The organism is Paracoccus xiamenensis (assembly GCF_011308835.1).
GTDB lineage: Bacteria > Pseudomonadota > Alphaproteobacteria > Rhodobacterales > Rhodobacteraceae > Paracoccus > Paracoccus xiamenensis.
Map to the genome: position 1 here is coordinate 103,418 of NZ_JAAOHY010000004.1, position 21,064 is coordinate 124,481.

Consider the following 21,064-nt stretch of genomic DNA (forward strand, 5'->3'; position numbering starts at 1 on the left):
CGCGCGGAGGCTGGCCCTCGGGTCACGGCTTTGTTAGGACAGTCCGATCCGCAATCGCGAAGGGGCACCCCATGGGTTACCAGACCATCACTGTCGAGATCGACGATTACGTCGCGCTGATCCGCCTGAACCGACCAGATGCGCTGAACGCGCTGAACTCGGAACTGCTGGGCGAGCTGTCGGCGGCGCTTGTCGATGCCGACCAGAATGACAAGGTGCGCTGCATCGTCATCACCGGCAGCGAAAAGGCCTTTGCGGCCGGCGCCGACATCAAGGAGATGTCCAGCAAAAGCTTTGTGGATGTCTTCAACGAAAACCTGTTCGTTGCCCCGACGGAAACGATTGCCAATACGCGCAAGCCGATCATCGCGGCCGTTTCCGGCTATGCGCTTGGCGGCGGGGCGGAACTGGCCATGGCCTGCGATTTCATCATCGCTGCGGATAACGCGAAATTCGGCCAGCCAGAAATCAACCTCGGCGTGATCCCCGGCATCGGCGGCACCCAGCGACTGACCCGGTTCGTCGGCAAGTCGAAGTCCATGGACATGAACCTGACCGGTCGTTTCATGGATGCCGAGGAAGCCGAGCGTTCGGGCCTGGTCAGCCGCGTCGTGCCGAGCGCGAAGCTGATCCCCGAGGCGATGGCCGTTGCCCGCAAGATCGCGGAAAAATCGCAGGTTGCGGTCAAGGCTGCCAAGGAGGCCGTCAACCGCAGCTATGAAACGACGCTGCGCGAAGGGCTGCAATACGAACGCCGCCTGTTCCACGCGTTGTTTTCCACCGAGGATCAGAAGGAAGGCATGGCCGCATTCCTTGAAAAGCGCGAGCCGCAGTTCCGCGATCGCTGATTCCGCTTGGCTTTCCGGCCCGGCGCCTGTATAGGCCCGGGCTTACATGCGCGTGGGCCCGCTTAAGGCAAGAATCATGACCGTTCTTCAGGAACGGTGCCATGGGGCTTTTGCGTAACAGATATTCGACGAACACACAGGAACGCACCCATGGCCAACACGCCCCAGTCCAAGAAACGCGCCCGCCAGATCGAGCGCCGCACCGACGTCAACAAAGCTCGCCGCTCGCGCATCCGCACCTACCTGCGCAAGGTCGAAGAAGCGATCGCCTCGGGTGATGCCGATGCTGCCAAGGCCGCTCTGCGGGCTGCTGAACCCGAATTGATGCGCGGTGTGACCAAAGGCGTCGTCCACAAGAACACCGCCTCGCGCAAGGTTTCGCGCCTGGCCGCACGCGTGAAAGCAGTCGCTGCGAAGTAATCGGACACACAGGTGATTCTTCCCATGGTTGTGGGCGGAAGCACCAATGAAAGTTGACGTAAGGGCGCATCCTGCATGCGCCCTTTTGCTTTTTGACGTCTCCAAACTTCTGAATTTCCAACATATTCGGGCAAGTCTCTGGATTTGCGACGGCTTTGCGAAAGCGTCCCGGATTCGTTCCAGCGAAGTTTCTGTCAAGCGCGAAGATCGGTTGCGGGGGGGCTTCGGGAAGCGCTAGCTTCAATCCTGCGATTCACGTCGCCTTGGGGGAAGTCGCACCCAGCAGGTTCTGCCAACCGGCCAGAAGGTGCGAACAATCAGACCGTTTCAGCGGTCATACGCTGCTAATGCGAAGGGCTGCTACCTTTCGCAGACGGCGGTGGATTTTGTCCGGGTCGGACAGGCCGCGCGGGGCTTTGCGCCGCGATGTCCGGTTGTTGCCGTCCCCCAAAGGCTTCGTGTGTCGCCCTTGCCGCTGGTGCGGTCGGGAACGGGGACAGGACGGACGAGATAAAAAGAATGAAAGACCTTTGGGATCGGGCCAGCAACACGCTGCGGGACCGCGTCGGCAGCAACAACCACACCGCATGGATTGCGCCGTTGGATCTGACCGGAATCGATTCGGGCGAGGCGCAGATCGTGACGCCGACGCGTTTCATTTCCGATTGGGTGCAGCGCCATTATGCCGACGCGATTCGCGATGCCCTGATCGAGGTTGGCGCCCCGATTGCGCGTCTGAATTTCCGCGTGGCCGCGGCGCGCCGCGCCGCCGCAGCGCCGCGCAAGCAGGCGGCCGCCCCCGTTGCCGCCCCCCGTGCGGTCGAGCCGGAAATGTCCGCCCCGCTGGATGCCCGCTTTACCTTTGAAAATTTCGTCGTCGGCAAGCCGAACGAACTGGCCCATGCCGCCGCCCGCCGCGTCGCCGAGGGCGGGCCGGTGACCTTCAACCCGCTGTTCCTTTATGGCGGCGTGGGTCTGGGCAAGACTCACCTGATGCATGCCATCGCCAGCGATATCCGCACCCGCCGCCCCGAGGCGCGCGTGCTGTATCTGTCGGCGGAACAGTTCATGTACCGCTTTGTGCAGGCGCTGCGCGAACGCACGGTCATGGATTTCAAGGAAATGTTCCGCACCGTCGAGGTGCTGATGGTCGATGATGTGCAGTTCATCGCCGGCAAGGAATCGACGCAGGAGGAGTTCTTCCACACGTTCAACGCGCTGGTGGATCAGGGCAAGCAGATCGTGATTTCCGCTGACCGCGCGCCGGGCGAGATCAAGGATCTGGAAGACCGCATCAAGTCGCGCCTGCAATGCGGGCTGGTCGTCGACCTGCACCCGACCGATTACGAATTGCGCCTTGGCATCCTGCAATCCAAGACCGACGCTTTCCGGGCGCAATATGCGGGCCTGTGTATCGAGCCGGGCGTGCTGGAGTTCCTGGCGCACCGCATCACCTCGAATGTGCGGGTGCTGGAAGGCGCGCTGCAGCGTCTGTTCGCCTTCGCCAGCCTCGTCGGTCGCAAGATCGACATGGATCTGACGCAGGACTGCCTGGCCGATATTCTGCGTTCTTCGGATCGCAAGCTGTCGATCGAGGATATCCAGCGCAAGGTGGCGGAACATTACAACATCAAGCTGGCCGATCTGGTCGGACAGAAGCGCGTGCGCACCATTGCCCGGCCTCGGCAGGTTGCAATGTATCTGGCCAAGCAGATGACCACCCGCAGCTTGCCGGAAATCGGCCGCCGCTTTGGTGGGCGCGATCACACCACCATCATGCACGGCGTTCGCAAGATCGAGGAGCTTTGCACCGAAGATCACGGCATGGCCGAGGACGTGCAGCTGCTGCGCCGCGCATTGGAAGCATAGCTCGGCGACAGCCAAGGCTTGATTCTGGCGGGATTTTTAATGACATTCGGCGAACCGGCCATGGGGCCGGTTTTGATGCGCCGGGATGTGCGCAGATATTGACGCGCATTGCAGGGGACTGGTGATGAAATTCTCGATTGAACGGGCCGATCTGGTAAAGGCCGTGGCGCAGGCGCAATCCGTTGTGGAACGCCGCCATACCATTCCGATCCTGGCCAATGTCCAAATCGAGGCCACGCCCGACGGCGTCAGCTTCCGCGCCACGGATCTGGATACCGAGGTCGTGGACCGCGCCCCCGCGCAGGTCGAACGCCCCGGTGCCACCACCGTTTCGGCGCAGATGCTGAACGAGATCGCGCGCAAGCTGCCCGACGGCTCGTTGGTGACCATCGCCGTCGATGGCGCGAATGAGCGGCTGACCGTGCAGGCGGGACGGTCGAACTTTAGCCTCGCCACGCTGCCGACCGAGGATTTCCCGGTCATGGCCAATGCCGAATACAGCGCCAATTTCGCCGCCCCCGCGCCAGTGCTGCGCCGGCTGTTCGACAAGTCGAAATTCGCGATCTCCAACGAGGAAACCCGTTATTACCTGAACGGGGTCTATATGCATGTGGCCCAGGGCGATGAGGGCATGGTGCTGCGCTGCGTGGCGACGGACGGTCACCGTCTGGCACGAATCGACGCGGAGCTGCCGGATGGTGCCTCGGACATGCCGGGGGTGATCGTGCCCAAGAAGACCGTGGCCGAGCTGCGCAAGCTGCTGGACGATGACGAGATGCAGATCGCGGTTTCCGTCAGCGAAACCAAGGTGCGTTTCGCGACCCCGAACATCACCCTGACCTCAAAGGTGATCGACGGAACATTCCCCGATTACACCCGCGTCATTCCAGCCGGAAATACCCGCAAGCTGGAAGTCGATGCCAAGGATTTCGCCCGCGCCGTCGACCGTGTGGCCACCGTCAGCAGCGAACGCTCGCGCGCGGTCAAGCTGGCGCTGGAGATGGACCGGCTGGTCTTGTCGGTGAACGCCCCCGATGCTGGCACGGCAGATGAAGAACTGGCCGTGGCCTACGGTGACGATCCGCTGGAGATCGGATTTAACGCCAAATACTTGCAGGAAATCGCCGGTCAGGTGGATCGCGAAAATGCGGTCTTCATGTTCAACGGCTCTGGCGATGCGGCGCTGATCCGCGAGGGCAATGACCTGTCCGCCGTTTATGTCGTCATGCCGATGCGCGTGTGACGCTCAGCCGACTGACGCTGGCGCAGTTCCGGTCTTGGCCGCGTCTGGATCTGCATCTGGACGCGAGGCCGGTTGCGCTGCACGGGCCGAACGGCTCTGGCAAGACCAATGTACTTGAGGCGGTGTCCATGCTGTCGCCCGGGCGCGGTATTCGCGGCGTGGCGCCTGCCGAACAGGCGCGGCAGGGCGTCGGCGCAGGTTGGCGCATTCGGGCTGAAATCGGTGACAGGCAGGTCGAGACCTCGGCCCCGCCCGGTGCCAGCCGCAGCGTGACGCTGGACGACAAGGCCGCGCCGCAGACGGCGCTGGGGGCGCTGCTGCGGGTGATCTGGCTGACCCCGGCGATGGACCGGATCTGGACCGATGCGCCCGAAGGGCGGCGGCGGTTTCTGGACCGGGTGACGCTGTCCTTTCACCCCGACCATGCCGAGGCGTCGCTGGCTTATGAAAAGGCGATGCGCGAAAGGAACCGGCTGCTGAAGGATCAGATCACCGATCCCGGCTGGTATCGCGCGCTGGAAAGCCAGATGGCGGACGCGGGCGCGCGCATCACCCGCAACCGGCTGGCGGCGCTGGCGGCGATCACTGCCGCGCAGGACGAATCCAGCGGCTTTCCCGCCGCCCGGCTGACCCTGCTGCCGGGCGAGGGCTTCGCCGATGATCCAAATGCCGGCGACATCGCCGGGCGGCTGGCGGCGATGCGGCCGCGCGATCTGGCCGCCGGGCGCAGCCTGACCGGCCCGCACCGCGCAGATCTGGGGGCCGTCTGGGGGCCGCAGGACATGGCGGCGGCGCTGTCCTCGACCGGCGAGCAGAAGGCGCTGCTGCTGTCGCTGATCCTCGCCAATGCCCGGGCGCTGTCCGATCAGCCGGTCATGCTGCTGCTGGACGAGGTGGCGGCGCATCTGGATGCCGGACGCCGGGCGGCGCTGTATGACCAGATCACGGCACTTCCGGCGCAATCCATGCTGACCGGCACCGGGCCGGAACTGTTCGCCGAATTCGGCCCCCGCGCCCGCCAGATCGCCGTCACCCGGATCGAGGGCGCGTCAGCCGCCGCCGATTAAAGCAGCCATTCGATCGGCAGCACGTTCAGCACATAGACCATGATCCGGCTGCCCATTCCCAGCCCCGGCTCGTGGTCAATCTCTACTGTCGAGCCATCGGGCTGCGGGTCCAGCCAGACCATATCGCGGCCTTTCAGCTCGGGCTTGAAGCTGCGCGGGATCAGGGATTCGTCGAACATGCGCGTGCTGCCCGCCGCGATGGTCGGGCTGTCGATCAGAAAGCCCATCTCGCAATTCAGCAGGGCCGATCGCGGGTCGAAGTTGAACGATCCGATGAAGACGCGGCTGTCATCCACGACGAAGGTCTTTGCGTGCAGCGAGGCCCCGGACGATCCGATCGGACCCAGTTCCTGTTCTCCCTTCGGTCGCTCTCCGGTCGGCTTCAATTCGTACAGATCGGCGCCATCTTCCAGCAACTCTCGCCGGTACTTGGTATAGCCGGCATGCACCATCGGCACATCGGTCGCCTCCCATGCATTGGTCAGGATACGGACCTGAGCGCCGGATTTTGCCATCTCGCCAAAATACCTCGTGCCAGCCTTGGAGGGCACGAAATAGGCGGAAATCAGGTCCATCTTGCTGGCCACTGGCCCGACGATGTTGCCGAGACGGTTGATCATCAACTGGTCCCTGCGGACGTCGCCGCTGCCCTTGACCGGATCATCGGCCACGACCTGAACGTCGGTCCATTCCAGTTGCGGTGTGCGACCGGCGGTCAGGTCGTCGATCACAGTGCGCACGCTGGCAAGATAGGCCTGCCCGGCGTCCGAGGCCTTGGCCTGTTCAAGTGCCGCATCAAACGCGGCCATGTCACCATCGCCCGAGATCACCTGTTCCAGCCCAAGGACCGGCGCGCTGTTCCAGTATTCATCGAAGATCGCGGCGGTATCTGTCACCACCTTGCCGACCCCCAGAACGTCGAGGTCCAGATAGGACGGCTCATCCCCCACGGCGAAATATTCGTTGCCGATATTGCGCCCGCCGACGATTGCAGCAGCCCCATCAACGATAAAAGCCTTGTTGTGCATGCGCCGGTTCATGCGCAGCGGGTACAGCGCATATCCGGCCATCTTGGGCGTGCGAATGGTCGAAGGGTTGAACAGCCGCACATCGAAATTCGGTCGCGCGTGCATCGCCGCAAGGCTCTGGTCCAGCCCTGCGATGCCGTTATCGTCCAGCAGCAGCCGCACACGCACCCCGCGCGCTGCCGCATCACGCAGTGCTTCCATCAGCAGCAGCCCCGACACATCGTCGTGCCAGATGTAATACATAACGTCGATCGAGCGTTCGGCATTCCGCGCCAGCGCAATCCGGCTGTGCAACGCGCCAAGCCCGATTGGAAGCGGCAGAACGCCCGATTTACCGGGATGGGCGGCCTGCGCTTCGGCCGCGCGCGGGCCCAGGCGGGTCGCGGGATCAAAGGGCATCGCCGTTTCGACTGGCCGACCTTCGGTTGAGGGGACCGGGAACAGCATCCGGCCCGCCACCCACAGCAATGCCAGTATGAACAGGATCTGTAACACCATCCGCAGCCACCGCATCATTGTCCCTCGCATCCGTTACTCGGGCCAGTCTCACGACACCTGCGCGGGATGCGCAAGAGATCGCGCCAAAGCGGCGGAAAGCCACGAAATACCGTGGCTTTGCCGTGACTTTGCCCGCGTGAGTGACTATATCATGCGCAAATGAACAGGAACATTCAGGCATGAACGATACTGCCCCGCAACAAGCAGAATACGGCGCCGATTCGATCAAGGTGCTGAAAGGGCTGGAGGCCGTCCGCAAGCGCCCCGGCATGTATATCGGCGACACCGACGACGGCAGCGGCCTGCATCACATGGTTTACGAAGTTGTCGACAACGGCATCGACGAAGCCCTTGCCGGTCACGCCGATTTCGTGCGCGTCAAGATCCATGCCGACAGCAGCATCTCGGTCCGCGACAACGGTCGCGGCATTCCCGTCGACATGCACCCGACCGAAGGCGTTTCGGCGGCAGAAGTCATCATGACCCAGCTGCATGCCGGCGGTAAATTCGACCAGAACAGCTATAAGGTCTCGGGCGGTTTGCACGGGGTTGGCGTTTCGGTCGTGAATGCGCTGTCCGATTGGCTGGAACTGCGGATCTGGCGCAACGGCAAGGAACATGTCGCGCGTTTCGAAAACGGCGACACGGTCGAACATCTGCGCGTCGTCGGCGATGCGGCCCCCGGCGAAAAGGGGACCGAGGTGCGGTTTCTGGCCTCGTCCCGCGAAGACCGGCCGGACGGCACCTTCTCGAACCGGGATTTCGTGTTCAAGACGCTGGAAAACCGTCTGCGGGAACTCGCTTTCCTGAACAGCGGCGTGCGGATCATTCTGGAAGATGAACGTCCGGCAGAACCGCTGAAGACCGAACTGTTCTATGAAGGCGGCGTGCGCGAGTTCGTGAAATACATCGACCGTTCAAAAAGCGCGGTCATGCCTGAACCGATCTTCATGCAGGGCGAAAAAGGCGGCATCGGGGTCGAGGTCGCGATGTGGTGGAACGACAGCTACCACGAAACCGTGCTGCCCTTTACCAACAACATCCCGCAGCGCGACGGCGGCACCCACTTGGCCGGCTTCCGGGGCGCGCTGACGCGTGTGATCACAAAATATGCGCAGGACAGCGGCATCGCCAAGCGCGAGAAGGTCGAATTTACCGGCGATGATGCGCGCGAAGGGCTGACCTGCGTGCTGTCGGTCAAGGTGCCGGATCCGAAATTCTCCAGCCAGACCAAGGACAAGCTGGTCTCATCCGAGGTGCGCCCTGCGGTCGAAGGTCTGGTTGGCGAGAAGCTGTCCGAGTGGTTCGAGGAAAACCCGGCCGAGGCCAAGCAGATCGTCGGCAAGATCATCGAGGCCGCATTGGCCCGTGAAGCCGCCCGTAAGGCGCGCGAACTGACCCGGCGCAAAACGGCGATGGATATTGCCAGCCTGCCCGGCAAGCTGGCCGACTGTCAGGAAAAAGACCCGGCCTTGTCCGAACTGTTCATCGTCGAGGGTGACTCGGCCGGTGGATCGGCCAAGCAGGGGCGTTCGCGCAAGAATCAGGCCGTGCTGCCCTTGCGCGGGAAGATCTTGAACGTCGAACGCGCGCGCTTCGACCGGATGCTGTCCTCGGAAACGGTGGGCACGCTGATTACCGCGCTTGGTACCGGCATCGGGCGGGACGAATTCAATCTGGACAAGCTGCGCTACCACAAGATCGTCATCATGACCGATGCCGATGTGGACGGTGCCCATATCCGCACCCTGCTGCTGACCTTCTTCTTCCGGCAGATGCCCGAACTGATCGAAGCGGGCCATCTGTATATCGCCGAACCGCCCCTTTATAAGGTCGGTCGCGGCCGGTCCGAGGTCTATCTGAAGAACGAGGCCGCCTTGGAGGATTACCTGATCCAGCAGGGCATTGACGGTGCCACGCTGCGTCTTGGGTCGGGCGAGACGCTTTCGGGCAATGACCTGCTGCGGGTGATCGAGGATGCGCGGACCGCCCGGCGGATCCTGCGCGCCTATCCGACCCATTACCCGCCTCACGTGACCGAGCAGGCGGCCATCGCCGCCGCTTTGCTGCCCGGCCGTGTTGACGAAGATGCGGGTGCGGTGGCGGCGGACGTTGCCGCGCGTCTGGATCTGGTGGCCGAGGAATATGAACGCGGCTGGTCCGGGCGGCCGACCCAGGACGGCGGCATCCGGCTGTCGCGTCTGGTGCGCGGGGTCGAAGAGGGCCGGACGCTGGACGGCCCGATGCTGCGGTCGGCTGAATCGCGTCGACTGGGCGCGATGACGGCGAAGCTTCAGGAAATCTACGCCAAGCCGGCTGTGCTGGTGCGCAAGGACCGCGAGGTGCCGATCTTTGGCCCGCTGAGCCTGCTGTCGGCGATCCTGCTGGAAGGCGAAAAGGGCCTGTCGCTGCAACGCTATAAGGGGCTGGGCGAGATGAACCCGGAACAGTTGTGGGAAACCACGCTGGACCCGCAGGCGCGGACCATGTTGCAGGTCAAGATCGAGGACCTGTCGGAAGCCGAGGATATCTTCAGCAAGCTGATGGGCGATCTGGTCGAACCGCGTCGCGAGTTTATCCAGCAGAACGCGCTGAGCGTTGAAAATCTGGACATCTGATCCCGTTTTCACCACCTTGCGATGAAATACGTGACAATCCTGCCGCAGTCAGCGGCTGGATTGCTGCATGTTAATACACTATCCATAAGCGCAATTGCTCCGCAAAAAGAGGAGCCGTATCCTGAGATATCAATTCATCAAGAGTCGCCCTCTATGTTCGTGGAGTCAGTCATGAAAATTAACGCGTTCCCGTTTGCCGCCGCCTTTGTGTTTGCCGGCTCCGCTGCATTGGCTGGCGGCTATATCGCCCCGGTGGTTGAACAGGTTGTCCCGGTCGTCGACGCCGCACCTGCTCCGCTGTGGGCTGGCGGTTATGTTGGCGGTACGCTGGGCTATGCATTTCAGGGCGAAGATCGCGTGGGCTACCACGAAACGGCGACTGCAACCAATGCCGAACGCTCGCTGGGCAATGCGGGCGAACTGAAGCTGAAAGGCGTGAATGGCGGTATTCGTGCCGGTTATCGCTGGCAGCGCGAAGATTGGGTTTTCGGCCCGGAACTGAGCGCTGATTTCGGCAATATCGAAGATGAGACCAGTGGCCGGCTGACCCCCGGCGGCTATGTGCCCTTCGAGGCAGAGACCGAGTCGAAGGTGAAGAACGTCGTTTCGCTGGTGCTGAAGGGCGGTTATCTGGTGAAGCCGGACCTGCTGCTGTTCACCAAAGCCGGCGTTGCCCGCGCGGATATCGAATACCGTGCCAGCTTTGTCGATGACAATGGCATCGCCAGCTCGGGCGAAGCGGATTTCAAGAAAACCGGCTATATCGTCGGCGTCGGGCTTGAAAAGCGCGTCTCGGAAAAGCTGTCGGTCAGCGGCGAATATGAATATGCGAATTTCGGCAAGGAAACCCGCGAATTTGGGGATCTCCACACGGAAGCCACGCCGAAATACCACAATATCAAGATCGGTGTGAACTACCGCTTCTGATCCCGGCTTTCTGGGGTTTGGGCCGTGCGGGTGACCGCATGGCCCTTTTTCATGCGCGTGGTGAGTGCCGGTCGCGCAGCGCCCGCGTATATGCCCGCAACAGCGCGACGCGCTGCGGGCGGAAGCTGTGGCCGCTCAGCTCGGCACTGAGGATGCGGTTGCAGTGAAACATGCGGAAATCCTGCCGCAGCAGGCACCAGCCCAGCAGCAGCAGCGAGTGTTCGGAATAGGACATGCCCAGCGGGCGGATCTCGCGCGTGCTCTGGCGGTCTTGCAGGTCGCGATAGGTGATGCGCAGCTCTGCCTCGTCCCAGCAGGCCTGGCGGATCAGCGCCATGTCGACAGCGGGCAAGGGGCGTTCAGTCTTCAAGGAAAAGCTGCGCAGTGCCGTATGCGCGGCCTGCTGGGCTTGGCGATCCGGCAGGGTGGCGATGATGCGCGCCAATGCGGCGCGGGCGGCCTCGGTCAGGTCGGGGTCGCCGATGCGGGGCAGCGCCTCGACCGCCAGACGCAGGGCCTCGATCTCCAGCCGTGAAAAGCTCTGCGGTGGCAGTGCCGGGTCTTCCGTCAGCCGGTAACCAAGGCCCGCCTCGCCGTCGATCAGCGCGCCGCCTGCGCGCAGCGTGGCAATGTCGCGGTAAAGCTGGCGGGGGCTGACGCCGGTTTCCTGGGCCAGCCGCGCGGCGGTTACGGGCGCGGGCAGGCGGCGCAAGCAGTCCATCAATCGCATCAGCCGGTCGGTGCGTGCCATGCTGCCATATTCTGTCAGGGGCTTCGGGCCATAAGTGACGCATCGAACTCAAGGAGTCCATGATGCTGACCTTTTATCACGCCCCGCAATCCCGCTCGACCTCGGTGATGCAATTGCTGCATGAACTGGGCATTACCGATCAGGTGCAGACGAAAGTCGTCACCATTCCCCGGCAGGACGGATCAGGCGCGCGCGATCCGTCGAATCCCCACCCCGAAGGCAAGGTGCCCTATCTGACTGATGGCGAGGATTTCGTGCGCGAGCGTGCGGCGGTCATCCTGTACCTGACCGACCGCTTCCCCAAGGCGGGGCTGGGCCGGTCGGTCGGCGACCCGCAGCGCGGGCGCTACCTGTCCTGGCTGGCCTGGTATCAGGGGGTGTTCGAGCCGGTGGCGATCCTCAGCTGGGCCGAGGTGGACCATCCGGCGATCAAGGCATCGCTGCGCGATTATGACACCGCAATCCAGCGGCTGGACGAGGTGCTGACCCGTCAGCCCTATCTGCTGGGCGATGATTTCAGTGCCGCCGATCTGCTTTGCGCCGGCCCCTTTGCGTGGTTCGGTGACCAGTTGCCCGCGACGCCTGCGATCAAGGATTGGGTCACGCGCTGTCAGGACCGGGAATCGGTCAGGCTGGTCGGCGAACGCTGATCGGGCGCAGCTGGCAGGCGGGCCATCTGCACCATCAGGATGCCCGCCGCCACGATGCTGGCCCCGATCACATCGCTCCACCCGAAGCGCTCGCCCAGAAACAGCGCGGCAATGGTGACGCCAAAGATCGGCGACAGGAAATGAAAGGTCGCCGCGCGCACCGCACCGATGCGGCTGACCAGCCGGAACCAGATGAAGGTCGCCGCCAGCCCCGGGGCGGCGACCGTATAGATAAAGGCCAGAACCAGCCGCCAGCTCCATTCGATCGGCTGGCCCCATTCCATGACGGCTGCGGGGATGATCAGCGCCACGGCGCCCACGGCCATCTGCAGCCCCACGATCATCAGCATGTTGCGACTGCCCCCGGTGCCGCGCACGACCAGCGTCGCCACCGTCAGGGCAACCACCGCGATCACGCAAAGGATCGCGCCCAGCGGGTCCAGCCCGTGTTGCAGCCGCACCCCCATGATCAGGGCCACGCCCAGCACCCCCAGCACCAGCCCGGCAATCGCCACCGGCCGCAGCTTTTCGCCCAGCCAGACCCAGCCGAAGAATGCCACCAGCAGCGGCATCATGGAGGCGATGATGGACGCGGCCGAGGCCTCGATCGTGCGCATGGCGATCCAGTTGAGGCCCAGATAAAACGCGTTCTGCATGATCCCGAAGACGATCAGCACCCGCCATTCGGCTCGCGTCAGCCGCCATGTCTGGCCCATGGCGCGGGCGATAGCGATGCCGATCACTGCCGACAGGGCAAAGCGGATCACCAATGCCGTAAGCGGCGGGGCGGCGGTTACGATCACGCGGGTCGAGGTGAAGGCCGACGACCACATCACCGCGAATGCCAGCCCCATCAGAACGGCCTTGAAATCCATCGCCACACCCCTTGCTGCGTGGGCGACCTTAGGCGCGGCGGAAGGGGGGCGCCAGTCCCGGCAGTCGGTTTGGCGCAGAAAGAAAAAGGCCCGCCAAAAGAAAAGGCCGCCCCGAAAGGCGGCCCTGAAAAGCTGTCAACGGCCAATCAGGCGTTCACGCTGTCTTTCAGCGCTTTGGCAACGGTGACCTTGACTTGCTTGTCCGCGGGTTTGGTCATCATTTCCTGGGTCTGCGGGTTGCGAACCTGACGCTCGGGGCGTGCGCGGCAGGCAACTTTGCCGATGCCCGGCAGCGTCACGGCACCGCCATTCGACACTTCACGGGTCACGACCGAAGCGATCGCGTCCAGTGCGGCAGTGGCGGTTTTCTTGTCGCTGCCCATTTCCTCGGCCAGAACGGCGACGAGTTGGGTCTTGGTCATCGGCTTGACGGCTTGAGCCATAAGTCAGTCTCCTCGTTATCCCCTTCGGTGGGGAACTTTAGTTACCGCTGGCTGCGGCATTCCCTTGCTACACAAGGTTTCGCCCAACTTTTCAACCGTTTTTCGCGGGGTTGGCACGATCTGACGCAGGAAAGCGCAATTTCCGCCGATTCAGCGCTGATTTACGCAAGGTCAACATGCTTTGGCGCGCTCAGAGGAACGCTGTTTCGCTGAAAGAGCGTAGTTTGCGCGAATGGATCCGTTCCAGCGGCATGTCGCGTAATTTTTCCATTGCCCGGACGCCGATCAGCAGGTGATTGGCAACCTGCGTGCGATAAAAATCGGTGGCCATGCCGGGCAGCTTCAGCTCTCCATGCAGCGGCTTGTCTGAGACGCAGAGAAGCGTGCCGTAGGGAACCCGGAAGCGGAAGCCGTTGGCGGCGATGGTGGCGCTTTCCATATCCAGCGCGATGGCGCGCGACAGCGACAGCCGGTGGATCGGGCCGGACTGGTCGCGCAGTTCCCAGTTGCGGTTGTCGATGGTGGCGACGGTGCCGGTGCGCATGATGCGCTTCAGCTCGTATCCTTCCAGCTTGGTGACTTCGGCCACGGCTTCCTGCAGGGCCACCTGCACCTCGGCCAGGGCCGGGATCGGCACCCAGACCGGCAGGTCGTCGTCCAGCACGTGATCCTCGCGCAGATAGGCATGGGCCAGCACGAAATCACCCAGTCGCTGGCTGTTGCGCAACCCGGCACAATGGCCGACCATCAGCCAGGCATGCGGGCGCAGCACCGCGATGTGGTCGGTCGCGGTCTTGGCATTCGACGGGCCGACGCCGATATTAACCAGCGTGATCCCCTGATTGCCGGCGCGTTTCAGGTGATAGGTGGGCATCTGCGGCATCTTGGCCAGCGGCACGATTTCGCCGTCTGGCTGGTCGATGACCTGGTTTCCCGGTGCCACGAATTCGGTATAGCCCGAGGCCGGATCGCCAAGCGCGGTGCGGGCGAAGGCCTCGAACTCGTCGACATAGAACTGATAGTTGGTGAACAGCACGAAATTCTGGAAATGCTTCGGGTCGGTGGCGGTGTAATGCGCCAGCCGCGCCAGCGAATAATCGACCCGTTGCGCCGTGAAGGGCGAAAGATGCTGCACCCCGTCTGGCCCCGGCACCGCCACGCCATTGACGATATCATCGTTTACGGTGTTCAGGTCGGGCACGTCGAAGACATCGCGCAGGCTGTAATCCAGAACCCCTTCCTGGGGCACGTTCAGGTCTGTGCGGGTGGCGACGGCGAAATGCACCGGCATCGGCGTGTCGCTGTAACCCACGGCGATCGGGGTGCCGTGATTGCGGATCAGCAGGCCCAGCTGTTCGCGGAGGTAATGTTCGAACAGGTCGGGGCGGGTAATCGTTGCGGCATAGGTGCCGGGCAGCGAGACATGGCCGAAGGACAGGCGCGAATCCGCCTTGGTGTGGCTGGTCGTCGTCAGGCGCACCTCGGGGTAGAAGGCGCGATAGCGGGCAGTGGGCTTTTCGCCGCTTAGCGTATGAACGAAGCGGTCGGTCAGAAAGCCGCTCGACTGGTCATAAAGTTCCTTGAGGCGTTCCACTGCTGCGCGGGGATCGGTAAAATATTCCGGCGCGCCAGCGGCAGGCGTTTCCAGCTGCAATTGTTCGTCGTTCATCAAATAACCTCGTCGTTCTGATGACAGTGCCAGCCGGGCGCGACACTGGCAAGACAGCCCCGCGGTGCCTAAGTCCTTCGCGAAAGGAAAATCTCATGCGTTATTCCATCCTCGATCTTGCCCCCGTTCCCGAAGGCAGCAGCACTCGTGAGGCTATCGAAAGCAGTGTCGCGCTGGCGCAGATGGCCGACGGGCTTGGCTATCACCGCTATTGGCTGGCCGAACATCACAACATGATCGGCATCGCCTCGGCGGCGACTTCGGTGCTGATCGGCCATATTGCGGCCGCGACCTCGCGCATCCGGGTGGGCGCCGGGGGCGTGATGCTGCCCAACCACTCGCCCCTGTCCATCGCCGAACAGTTCGGCACGCTGGCCACCATCCATGGCGATCGGATCGACCTTGGTCTGGGCCGCGCGCCGGGCGGTGATGGGGCGGTGTTCCGCGCGTTGCGCAAATCCCCCGACATGGCCGAGAATTTCCCGCAGGACGTGTTGGAGCTGATCTCCTATCTGGACGTTCCGAACCCGGCGGCGGCGGTGCAGGCCCATCCGGGGCAGGGAACCCATGTTCCGGTCTGGATGCTCGGCTCGTCCCTGTTCGGTGCCCAACTGGCGGCGATGCTGGGGCTGCCTTACGCCTTTGCCTCGCATTTCGCGCCGACCGCGTTGGAGGATGCGCTGGCGCTGTATCGCGACCGGTTCCAGCCCGCCGGCCGCCCCGATGCCGAAGACGGCCCGCGCTTCATGCTGGCGATCAACGTCATCGCCGCCGACACGGATGAACAGGCGCGGCTGCTGCAATCCAGCCAGCAACTGGCCTTTGCACGTCTGCGCAGCGGCAAGCCGGGCAAGCTGCCGGCGCCGACAGATGACCTGTCGGAAATCACCCCGCCGATCCAGCGCATGGTGGGTGAGGCCCTGCGCATCAGCGCCGTTGGCAGCCCCACCACCGTGCGCGCGCAACTGTCCGAACTGATCGCGCGCTATGCCCCGGACGAAGTGATCCTGACCGGCCAGATCCACGACCCCGAGGCGCGCCGCAACTCGTTCCGCATCGCCGCCGAGGTCATGGAGGGAATGAAGTCGCCGGCCTGACCCGGCCCTGACCTTCCGCCCCCGGATAGCCGCAGCAATGGGCCGCGGCCATCCGTCGGGTTGACCAACCCGCACCGGCGCCTGCATCTTCGCCGCGACAGAAACCTATTCCGGTGACCCCATGCATATGCTGATCTTTGGCCACGGCTATACCGCCGCCGCCCTGACCCCGCAGCTGATCGCGGCTGGCTGGACGGTGGCGGGGACCACGCGGGGCGATCCGGGGCGGGTCACGGCCGCCGGGGCCACGCCGATCCTTTGGCCCGGCGATGCCGACCGGCTGCGCGCGGAAATCGCCCGCGCCGATACGATCCTGATTTCCGCGGCCCCCGGCCCCGTGACCGGCGACCCGGTTCTGGCGGAATTTGCAGGCGAGTTGCTGCGCGCCCGCCCTGGCTGGGTGGGCTATCTGTCCTCGACCAATGTTTACGGCGATCGTGGCGGTGATTGGGTGGATGAGACCACGCCCCCCGCCCCGACCACCACGCGCGGCAAGGCACGGCTTCAGGCAGAGGATGACTGGACCGCGCTTGCCAGCCGCGCCGGGTGGCCGCTGACCATCTTTCGTCTCGCCGGCATTTACGGCCCCGGCCGTGGCCCCTTTGCCAAGCTGCGCGCCGGGACGGCCCGCCGCATCGTCAAGCCGGGGCAGGTGTTTTCGCGCATCCATGTGGACGACATTGCCGGCGCAATCATGGCGTCGCTGGACCGGCCGCCGGTGCCCGGCGCGCGGGTCATCAATCTGTGCGACGATCAGCCCGCACCGCCCGAGACGGTGATCGAGCTTGCCGCCAACATGCTGGACCTGCCGGTGCCCCCGGCCGAGCCCTTTGCAACGGCAGAGATGACCCCCATGGCCCGCAGCTTCTATGCCGAATCCAAGCGCGTGCGGAACGACCGCCTGCGCGACGAGATCGGCTATCATCTGCGCTATCCCGATGTGGTATCCGGGTTGCAGGCGATCCTGCGGGCCGAGACGGCCTAGGGCGCGCCGCCGCTGCGCCCGTCAGGGCTGGTTGGCAAATCCGAACTGGACATAGTCGCGCAGATAGGCGGCGCGGGCGGCCTGTTGCAGCGATTTTTCAGCCAGGAAGTCGGGCATTGGTTCCGGTTCAGGCGGCGGCGGGGCGGGTAACCCGGCGGCCTCGGCCAGCCAGGACAGATCGCGGGGCAAGGTTCCCTCGCGCAGGACCAGATCCGGGGTGATAAAGCGGGAAAAACCGGCCAGGATCTCGGTCTGGCTGGCCCAGATCGGCAGCACCTGCAACCCGGTCTGTCCGTTCAGGTTCCGCTTCAGAAAGCCCAGGAAATCGGCAAAGGCGCGGGCCTGATCCTCGGCGGACATGTCATGCAGGGCGGCGTCTTCGGGCAGGGCGACGCGTTGGTTGTCGCGCATCTGCTGGCGCAATTCGGGCGAGGTTGCCGCCAGCAGATGGGTGAAGGCCTGCCAGGCCCGGTGCAGCGGGTGACGCAGCACCGTAAAGCTGCGATGCTTGGGGTGTTCCCGCAGCCAGCCGCGCAGGCTGTTCTGGGTAAAGTCCCGGGTCAGCTCGGCGCCCGCTGCCTTCAGCCATCCGGTCACCGCGTCCTGCGGTCCGCCACGTACGGGCAGGTAAAGCAACCCGCCCCCGGCATCCGAGGCGACGAAGCTGGGGACTGCCGGGCCTCGGGTCGGTTCGAATGTGGGGATGCGCGACAGCTGGAACGGGTCCATCGCCGCCAGATCGGCCTGCATCTCGGCGATATTGGTGACTTTTTCGGACATTTCGCGCGGGTTCTGCGGCACCTGATCCGAGGCCGGCTCGACCGCTTCCAGATCGCGGCGCCCCAGCCAATGCAGCAGGCCGGTCATCACCCCGGCATCGCGCAGGTCATCGTAGTTCAGCCAGAAGGCCGTCTGCCCCGACACCTGCAATCCGCGCAGGATGCGCGCCTGAAAGGCCTGGATCGCCGACAGCGTATCGCGGAAGGCGGGGCCGTCATAGGTGATGGCGGCGGGGATCGGCGTTTCCGTCTGGTTCAGCTTCCACTGGTTGGTGGCGCGGGCAAGCTCGGTCGAGACGTAGCTGTCGACCGGGTTGCGGGTCAGCACGATCTTGGCGCAGCGCCGGTTGGCCATGATCGCATCCAGTACGCGCGGGTCATGGTCGTGGAAATAGCGAAAGCCGGACAGGTGCCCTTCGCGCGCGGTAATCGCCTCTAGCAGGTGGGCGGGGTCGGCGTCGCGTTCGGCCTGGGTCACGCCGCGGATCTGGTCAGTATCGGGCCAACCCAACATATAGGGGTTGAAGGCCTCGCCAAAGCAGGTGACCCGTTTGATCTTGTTGAGCGTCGCCTCCAGCAGGTTCGAGCCGGTGCGCATTTCCGCGAAGATGACGAAGCTGTTGACCTCAGACATTCCATTCCTGTTCTGACCGCGTGGCCGGAAAATCGCCCATCAGGCGCGGTTGCAGGCCGGCATTGCGCAACCGTTGCAGAAAGCGGCCCAGCTGATCCAGATCGCGCAGCTGCGGGTATTGATCGTAAAGCGGCCATGTCCCCGGCGTCAGGTCGCGGACCACGCGCTGAAGGGTGGCTGCGGGGCGGGCGACGAAATCGGAAAGCTCCCAAATCTCGACATCGGCCTTGACCCAGACCGAGCGGAGCACCTTCAGCTGACTCAGCTCTGTCCGTTGCAGGCGGGCGGCGATGTGTCGGACATCGTCGAATGGCATATCGGAATGCATCAGCGGCACCACCCAGGCGCCAGTGATCACCCGGATCGTTGCATTGGGGTCGGTCACCATGAACCAGTTCAGCGCCTGAAGGTCGCGCGGCCCGTATTGGAAGACCTGCATGCGGTCGGTGATGCGGATCAGGCTGGTCAGGAAACCGTAAGGATCATAGTCGCGGCTTTCGGGATGCGTCGAAATCGCCCCCGGCCCGATGCGTGGCCTGCCGGCGAATTCGACGCTTTCACGCGCGAAAAGATGGCCATGAACATCGGCGTCGACGCGGGCCTGCAGCCATGCCTCGAAATCCGGGAACAGGTCGGTGAAACCCTGCAGCAGCGCATAAGGCCCGGCGGTTTTGCCATTCTCGCGGTCCTTCAGCGGGAACCGGCTTTGCATATACAGGCCCGGCCGCCCCAGCGTGCGCCGGGCCACGGTGGCGGCGATCAGGCGGTCGATCCGGCCGGGATCGGGTTCATCACGCTGGCCCTCGGCGCCGAGATCCTCGGGGAAGCGCGACAGAAGCTCTCGTGCGCCGGGCCAGATCTTGCGCGCAACGAAGCAGCGCGACAGCGACAGCATGTCGGCGTGGTCGCCGTAAAACGTGTAGGGCCGGCCCTGAAAGTCGAATTTCGACAGCGTCAAAGAGCGGCTTTCGATCCGGGTGGAATGCCGCCGTGCCAGCGTCTGAAAATAGCTTTCGTCCGGGATCCAGCAATATCGGAAAAACCGGTCGAATTCGCTGCGCCGCTGATCGTGCAGGATCGCGTCCAGCGTCTGCCGGGTCAGGCACCACCATTGCGAACCCAGATGCGGCACCAGCCCGCGCGGCATCGTCCGGCGAATGCGGAGTTTGCGCTGCATCTCGACCAGCCAGTCGAACAGCCGCCGCCGCTTGCGCCACGAAACGGGGAAATACCGCTCGAACCGCTCGATATTCGGGCCGCCCATTGTCCAGCCGACATCCTGGGCGCTGACGCTTTCGATGAAATCGACGCGCGGGTGTCGGCGCAGATAGTCGCACAGTTCGGCCACCGGCCTCAGTGGCAGGCAGGAGCCCGAGGCGACGAGGACATGGGTCACGTCCTCGAACCGGTCCAGCAGCGCGGTTGCGGCGGCCTGTGTCGCGCCGACCATGCTGAACATGCCCCATTCGCAGCGCCGGCGGTCGACCCAGACGATATCCGTCAGGTCGGCCAGCGACTGGCGCATGGTCTGATAGTTGACCTCGTTCGCACGGCTGTCGACATGGATCGCCACTGCCGCCCCGCCGTCATGCCAGACGCGCACCATAGATGCGGCCACGTCCAGTTCGTTGTGGCACAGGAAGACGACGCCCAGGCGGACCGGCCCCGTCATGGCCAGTTCCCCTGCGAGATCAGCCCAAGATCCTGAAGCTGCCGCCAATCCTCGTACAGGCGGGATTCCGGCGTGTGCAGCACCATGTCGTTATGCAACACGGCATTATAGGCACGGTATTCCTGACTGTTGGCGTAATGCTCGCCACGCTCCATTTCCTCGCTGGACTTGGTGATGAAGGTCGACAGGAATTTCGCATGCAGCAACACGCCAGAGATACGCTCTCCGCCGTTTTCGTCATAGACGAGGTTTAGCGTCCGTGGCAGCGCCATATGCGTCGACGAGATATAGGCATATTGCCGTTCCCAGCGGATCAGCGGCACCTTGTTCAGCGCCGGCGCCAGTTCCGGGTTGCGTCCGAAGAAGGCGCGCGCGCGCGGGCCGCCCTGGATCCACAGATTGCCGTGCCGGCCGTTCTTGTGGATCATGTAATTCGCAGCGTCGAAATAGCGTGCGATCTCCATCGGGTTCTGACCCTCGTGATAGGGCTGATCGCCGATGCGGCCTTCGGGATAGACATCCAGCAGCATTGCCGGGAAGCTCTTGACCCCGGAATTGTCCATCCAGTCGACAAGCGCCTGCAGCGGTCGAGTGTCGCAATGGGGATAGACCAGAAACTCGTCGGGATCGACTGTCAGGCACCAATGACCGGTGCCATAGCGAAACAGCAGCCAGTTCAGCCAGTCCATGCCAAAGCGCGCGGCCTTATAGCTGGTCGTCGTCCGCCACAGCGATACATCTGGCTGGCCGGCCAGGTATTCGCCGCTGCCGTCGTCGGAATCATTGTCGACAAACAGGAAATGCCCGACGCCCGCGCGACGATAGTAGTCCAGGAAATAGGGCAGGCGAATACGTTCATTCCGCTGGGTGACAAAGCAAAGAATGGCGTCCTTGGGCACCGATTTCAGGCGCAGCTTGACAGGCTTCACCTGTTTCCGGCGGCGCAATGCACGGCCAAGATACCATTGCCGGATTGCGCGAAGTCTCAGCG

18 protein-coding genes are annotated in these 21,064 nt (G+C 63.7%); 10 read left to right on the forward strand and 8 right to left on the reverse strand.

The features are described from left to right. Window positions 1-71: 71 nt before the first annotated feature. The 5 genes from G7044_RS10565 to recF all read left to right on the forward strand — a co-directional run bounded on the left by G7044_RS10565 (window position 72) and on the right by recF (window position 5,447). Window positions 72-848: an enoyl-CoA hydratase gene (locus tag G7044_RS10565; RefSeq protein WP_166328684.1), complete on the forward strand. Its 777-nt coding sequence runs from the start codon at window positions 72-74 to the stop codon at window positions 846-848. Window positions 849-998: 150 nt separating this feature from the next. Beyond that, on the forward strand, window positions 999-1,268 hold the full coding sequence (gene rpsT, locus G7044_RS10570) for a 30S ribosomal protein S20 (RefSeq protein ID WP_166328686.1): 270 nt from the start codon (window positions 999-1,001) through the stop codon (window positions 1,266-1,268). Window positions 1,269-1,787: 519 nt separating this feature from the next. Further along, on the forward strand, window positions 1,788-3,137 hold the full coding sequence (gene dnaA / locus G7044_RS10575) for a chromosomal replication initiator protein DnaA (RefSeq protein ID WP_166328688.1): 1,350 nt from the start codon (window positions 1,788-1,790) through the stop codon (window positions 3,135-3,137). Window positions 3,138-3,261: 124 nt separating this feature from the next. After that, a complete protein-coding gene (gene dnaN, locus G7044_RS10580; RefSeq protein WP_166328690.1) occupies window positions 3,262-4,380 on the forward strand; it encodes a DNA polymerase III subunit beta in 1,119 nt (372 codons plus the stop codon). Further along, the gene (recF, locus tag G7044_RS10585; RefSeq protein ID WP_166328692.1) at window positions 4,377-5,447 is read left to right on the forward strand and encodes a DNA replication/repair protein RecF; all 1,071 of its coding nucleotides are present in this window, start codon (window positions 4,377-4,379) and stop codon (window positions 5,445-5,447) included. Before dnaN ends, recF begins: the two co-directional genes overlap by 4 nt. Here recF and G7044_RS10590 read toward each other — a convergent pair. Then, complete coding sequence (locus G7044_RS10590) at window positions 5,444-6,991, reverse strand: phospholipase D family protein (protein WP_166328694.1); 1,548 nt, start codon at window positions 6,989-6,991, stop codon at window positions 5,444-5,446. The two genes, recF and G7044_RS10590, sit on opposite strands and share 4 nt — an antisense overlap. Before the next feature lie 161 nt (window positions 6,992-7,152). Between G7044_RS10590 and gyrB the strand changes: the two genes are divergently transcribed. Then, on the forward strand, window positions 7,153-9,591 hold the full coding sequence (gyrB, locus tag G7044_RS10595) for a DNA topoisomerase (ATP-hydrolyzing) subunit B (RefSeq protein WP_166328696.1): 2,439 nt from the start codon (window positions 7,153-7,155) through the stop codon (window positions 9,589-9,591). 21 nt (window positions 9,592-9,612) lie between these two features. Then, window positions 9,613-10,518 carry an outer membrane protein gene (locus G7044_RS10600; RefSeq protein ID WP_235931249.1) on the forward strand — a complete coding sequence of 302 codons (906 nt, stop codon included), beginning with the start codon at window positions 9,613-9,615 and terminating at the stop codon, window positions 10,516-10,518. 49 nt (window positions 10,519-10,567) lie between these two features. Here the strand turns inward: G7044_RS10600 and G7044_RS10605 are convergent, their stop codons facing one another. Beyond that, window positions 10,568-11,269, reverse strand: coding sequence for a helix-turn-helix transcriptional regulator (locus G7044_RS10605; protein ID WP_166328699.1), 702 nt, complete (start codon window positions 11,267-11,269; stop codon window positions 10,568-10,570). Between the two features lie 59 nt (window positions 11,270-11,328). Here G7044_RS10605 and G7044_RS10610 point away from each other — a divergent pair, with 59 nt between their 5' ends. Next, entirely contained in the window at window positions 11,329-11,919 is a 591-nt protein-coding gene (locus G7044_RS10610) for a glutathione S-transferase family protein (protein WP_328803839.1), read from the forward strand. Here the strand turns inward: G7044_RS10610 and G7044_RS10615 are convergent. From G7044_RS10615 to G7044_RS10625, 3 genes are all read right to left on the reverse strand, one after another. Beyond that, the gene (locus G7044_RS10615) at window positions 11,880-12,794 is read right to left on the reverse strand and encodes a DMT family transporter (RefSeq protein ID WP_166328701.1); all 915 of its coding nucleotides are present in this window, start codon (window positions 12,792-12,794) and stop codon (window positions 11,880-11,882) included. The two genes, G7044_RS10610 and G7044_RS10615, sit on opposite strands and share 40 nt — an antisense overlap. Window positions 12,795-12,940: 146 nt before the next feature. Further along, window positions 12,941-13,237 carry an HU family DNA-binding protein gene (locus tag G7044_RS10620; protein WP_166328703.1) on the reverse strand — a complete coding sequence of 99 codons (297 nt, stop codon included), beginning with the start codon at window positions 13,235-13,237 and terminating at the stop codon, window positions 12,941-12,943. 190 nt (window positions 13,238-13,427) lie between these two features. Beyond that, entirely contained in the window at window positions 13,428-14,906 is a 1,479-nt protein-coding gene (locus G7044_RS10625) for an AMP nucleosidase (protein WP_166328705.1), read from the reverse strand. A gap of 95 nt (window positions 14,907-15,001) precedes the next feature. On the opposite strand from G7044_RS10625, the gene G7044_RS10630 reads away from it, so the two are divergent. Both G7044_RS10630 and G7044_RS10635 read left to right on the forward strand, forming a co-directional pair. Next, a complete protein-coding gene (locus G7044_RS10630; RefSeq protein ID WP_166328707.1) occupies window positions 15,002-16,003 on the forward strand; it encodes an LLM class flavin-dependent oxidoreductase in 1,002 nt (333 codons plus the stop codon). Between the two features lie 121 nt (window positions 16,004-16,124). Next, complete coding sequence (locus tag G7044_RS10635) at window positions 16,125-16,988, forward strand: SDR family oxidoreductase (RefSeq protein WP_166328709.1); 864 nt, start codon at window positions 16,125-16,127, stop codon at window positions 16,986-16,988. A gap of 21 nt (window positions 16,989-17,009) precedes the next feature. On the opposite strand, the gene G7044_RS10640 is transcribed toward G7044_RS10635, so the two are convergent. From G7044_RS10640 to G7044_RS10650, 3 genes are read right to left on the reverse strand one after another with little or no spacing between them, the layout of a single operon-like run. After that, window positions 17,010-18,401 carry a hypothetical protein gene (locus G7044_RS10640; RefSeq protein ID WP_166328711.1) on the reverse strand — a complete coding sequence of 464 codons (1,392 nt, stop codon included), beginning with the start codon at window positions 18,399-18,401 and terminating at the stop codon, window positions 17,010-17,012. Beyond that, window positions 18,394-20,073: a beta-1,6-N-acetylglucosaminyltransferase gene (locus G7044_RS10645; protein ID WP_166328713.1), complete on the reverse strand. Its 1,680-nt coding sequence runs from the start codon at window positions 20,071-20,073 to the stop codon at window positions 18,394-18,396. The genes G7044_RS10640 and G7044_RS10645 overlap by 8 nt, the downstream gene beginning before the upstream one ends. Further along, complete coding sequence (locus tag G7044_RS10650) at window positions 20,070-21,062, reverse strand: glycosyltransferase family 2 protein (RefSeq protein WP_235931271.1); 993 nt, start codon at window positions 21,060-21,062, stop codon at window positions 20,070-20,072. Before G7044_RS10650 ends, G7044_RS10645 begins: the two co-directional genes overlap by 4 nt. Window positions 21,063-21,064 lie beyond the last annotated feature (2 nt).

Bases quoted from the DNA above. Each gene is read 5' to 3' on its own strand.
- G7044_RS10565 (WP_166328684.1), top strand. From the start codon at position 72: ATGGGTTACCAGACCATCACTGTCGAGATCGACGATTACGTCGCGCTG.
- rpsT (WP_166328686.1), top strand. From the start codon at position 999: ATGGCCAACACGCCCCAGTCCAAGAAACGCGCCCGCCAGATCGAGCGC.
- dnaA (WP_166328688.1), top strand. From the start codon at position 1,788: ATGAAAGACCTTTGGGATCGGGCCAGCAACACGCTGCGGGACCGCGTC.
- dnaN (WP_166328690.1), top strand. From the start codon at position 3,262: ATGAAATTCTCGATTGAACGGGCCGATCTGGTAAAGGCCGTGGCGCAG.
- G7044_RS10590 (WP_166328694.1), bottom strand. From the start codon at position 6,991: ATGATGCGGTGGCTGCGGATGGTGTTACAGATCCTGTTCATACTGGCA.
- gyrB (WP_166328696.1), top strand. From the start codon at position 7,153: ATGAACGATACTGCCCCGCAACAAGCAGAATACGGCGCCGATTCGATC.
- G7044_RS10600 (WP_235931249.1), top strand. From the start codon at position 9,613: ATGAAATACGTGACAATCCTGCCGCAGTCAGCGGCTGGATTGCTGCAT.
- G7044_RS10605 (WP_166328699.1), bottom strand. From the start codon at position 11,269: ATGGCACGCACCGACCGGCTGATGCGATTGATGGACTGCTTGCGCCGC.
- G7044_RS10610 (WP_328803839.1), top strand. From the start codon at position 11,329: ATGATGCTGACCTTTTATCACGCCCCGCAATCCCGCTCGACCTCGGTG.
- G7044_RS10615 (WP_166328701.1), bottom strand. From the start codon at position 12,794: ATGGATTTCAAGGCCGTTCTGATGGGGCTGGCATTCGCGGTGATGTGG.
- G7044_RS10620 (WP_166328703.1), bottom strand. From the start codon at position 13,237: ATGGCTCAAGCCGTCAAGCCGATGACCAAGACCCAACTCGTCGCCGTT.
- G7044_RS10625 (WP_166328705.1), bottom strand. From the start codon at position 14,906: ATGAACGACGAACAATTGCAGCTGGAAACGCCTGCCGCTGGCGCGCCG.
- G7044_RS10630 (WP_166328707.1), top strand. From the start codon at position 15,002: ATGCGTTATTCCATCCTCGATCTTGCCCCCGTTCCCGAAGGCAGCAGC.
- G7044_RS10635 (WP_166328709.1), top strand. From the start codon at position 16,125: ATGCATATGCTGATCTTTGGCCACGGCTATACCGCCGCCGCCCTGACC.
- G7044_RS10640 (WP_166328711.1), bottom strand. From the start codon at position 18,401: ATGTCTGAGGTCAACAGCTTCGTCATCTTCGCGGAAATGCGCACCGGC.
- G7044_RS10645 (WP_166328713.1), bottom strand. From the start codon at position 20,073: ATGACGGGGCCGGTCCGCCTGGGCGTCGTCTTCCTGTGCCACAACGAA.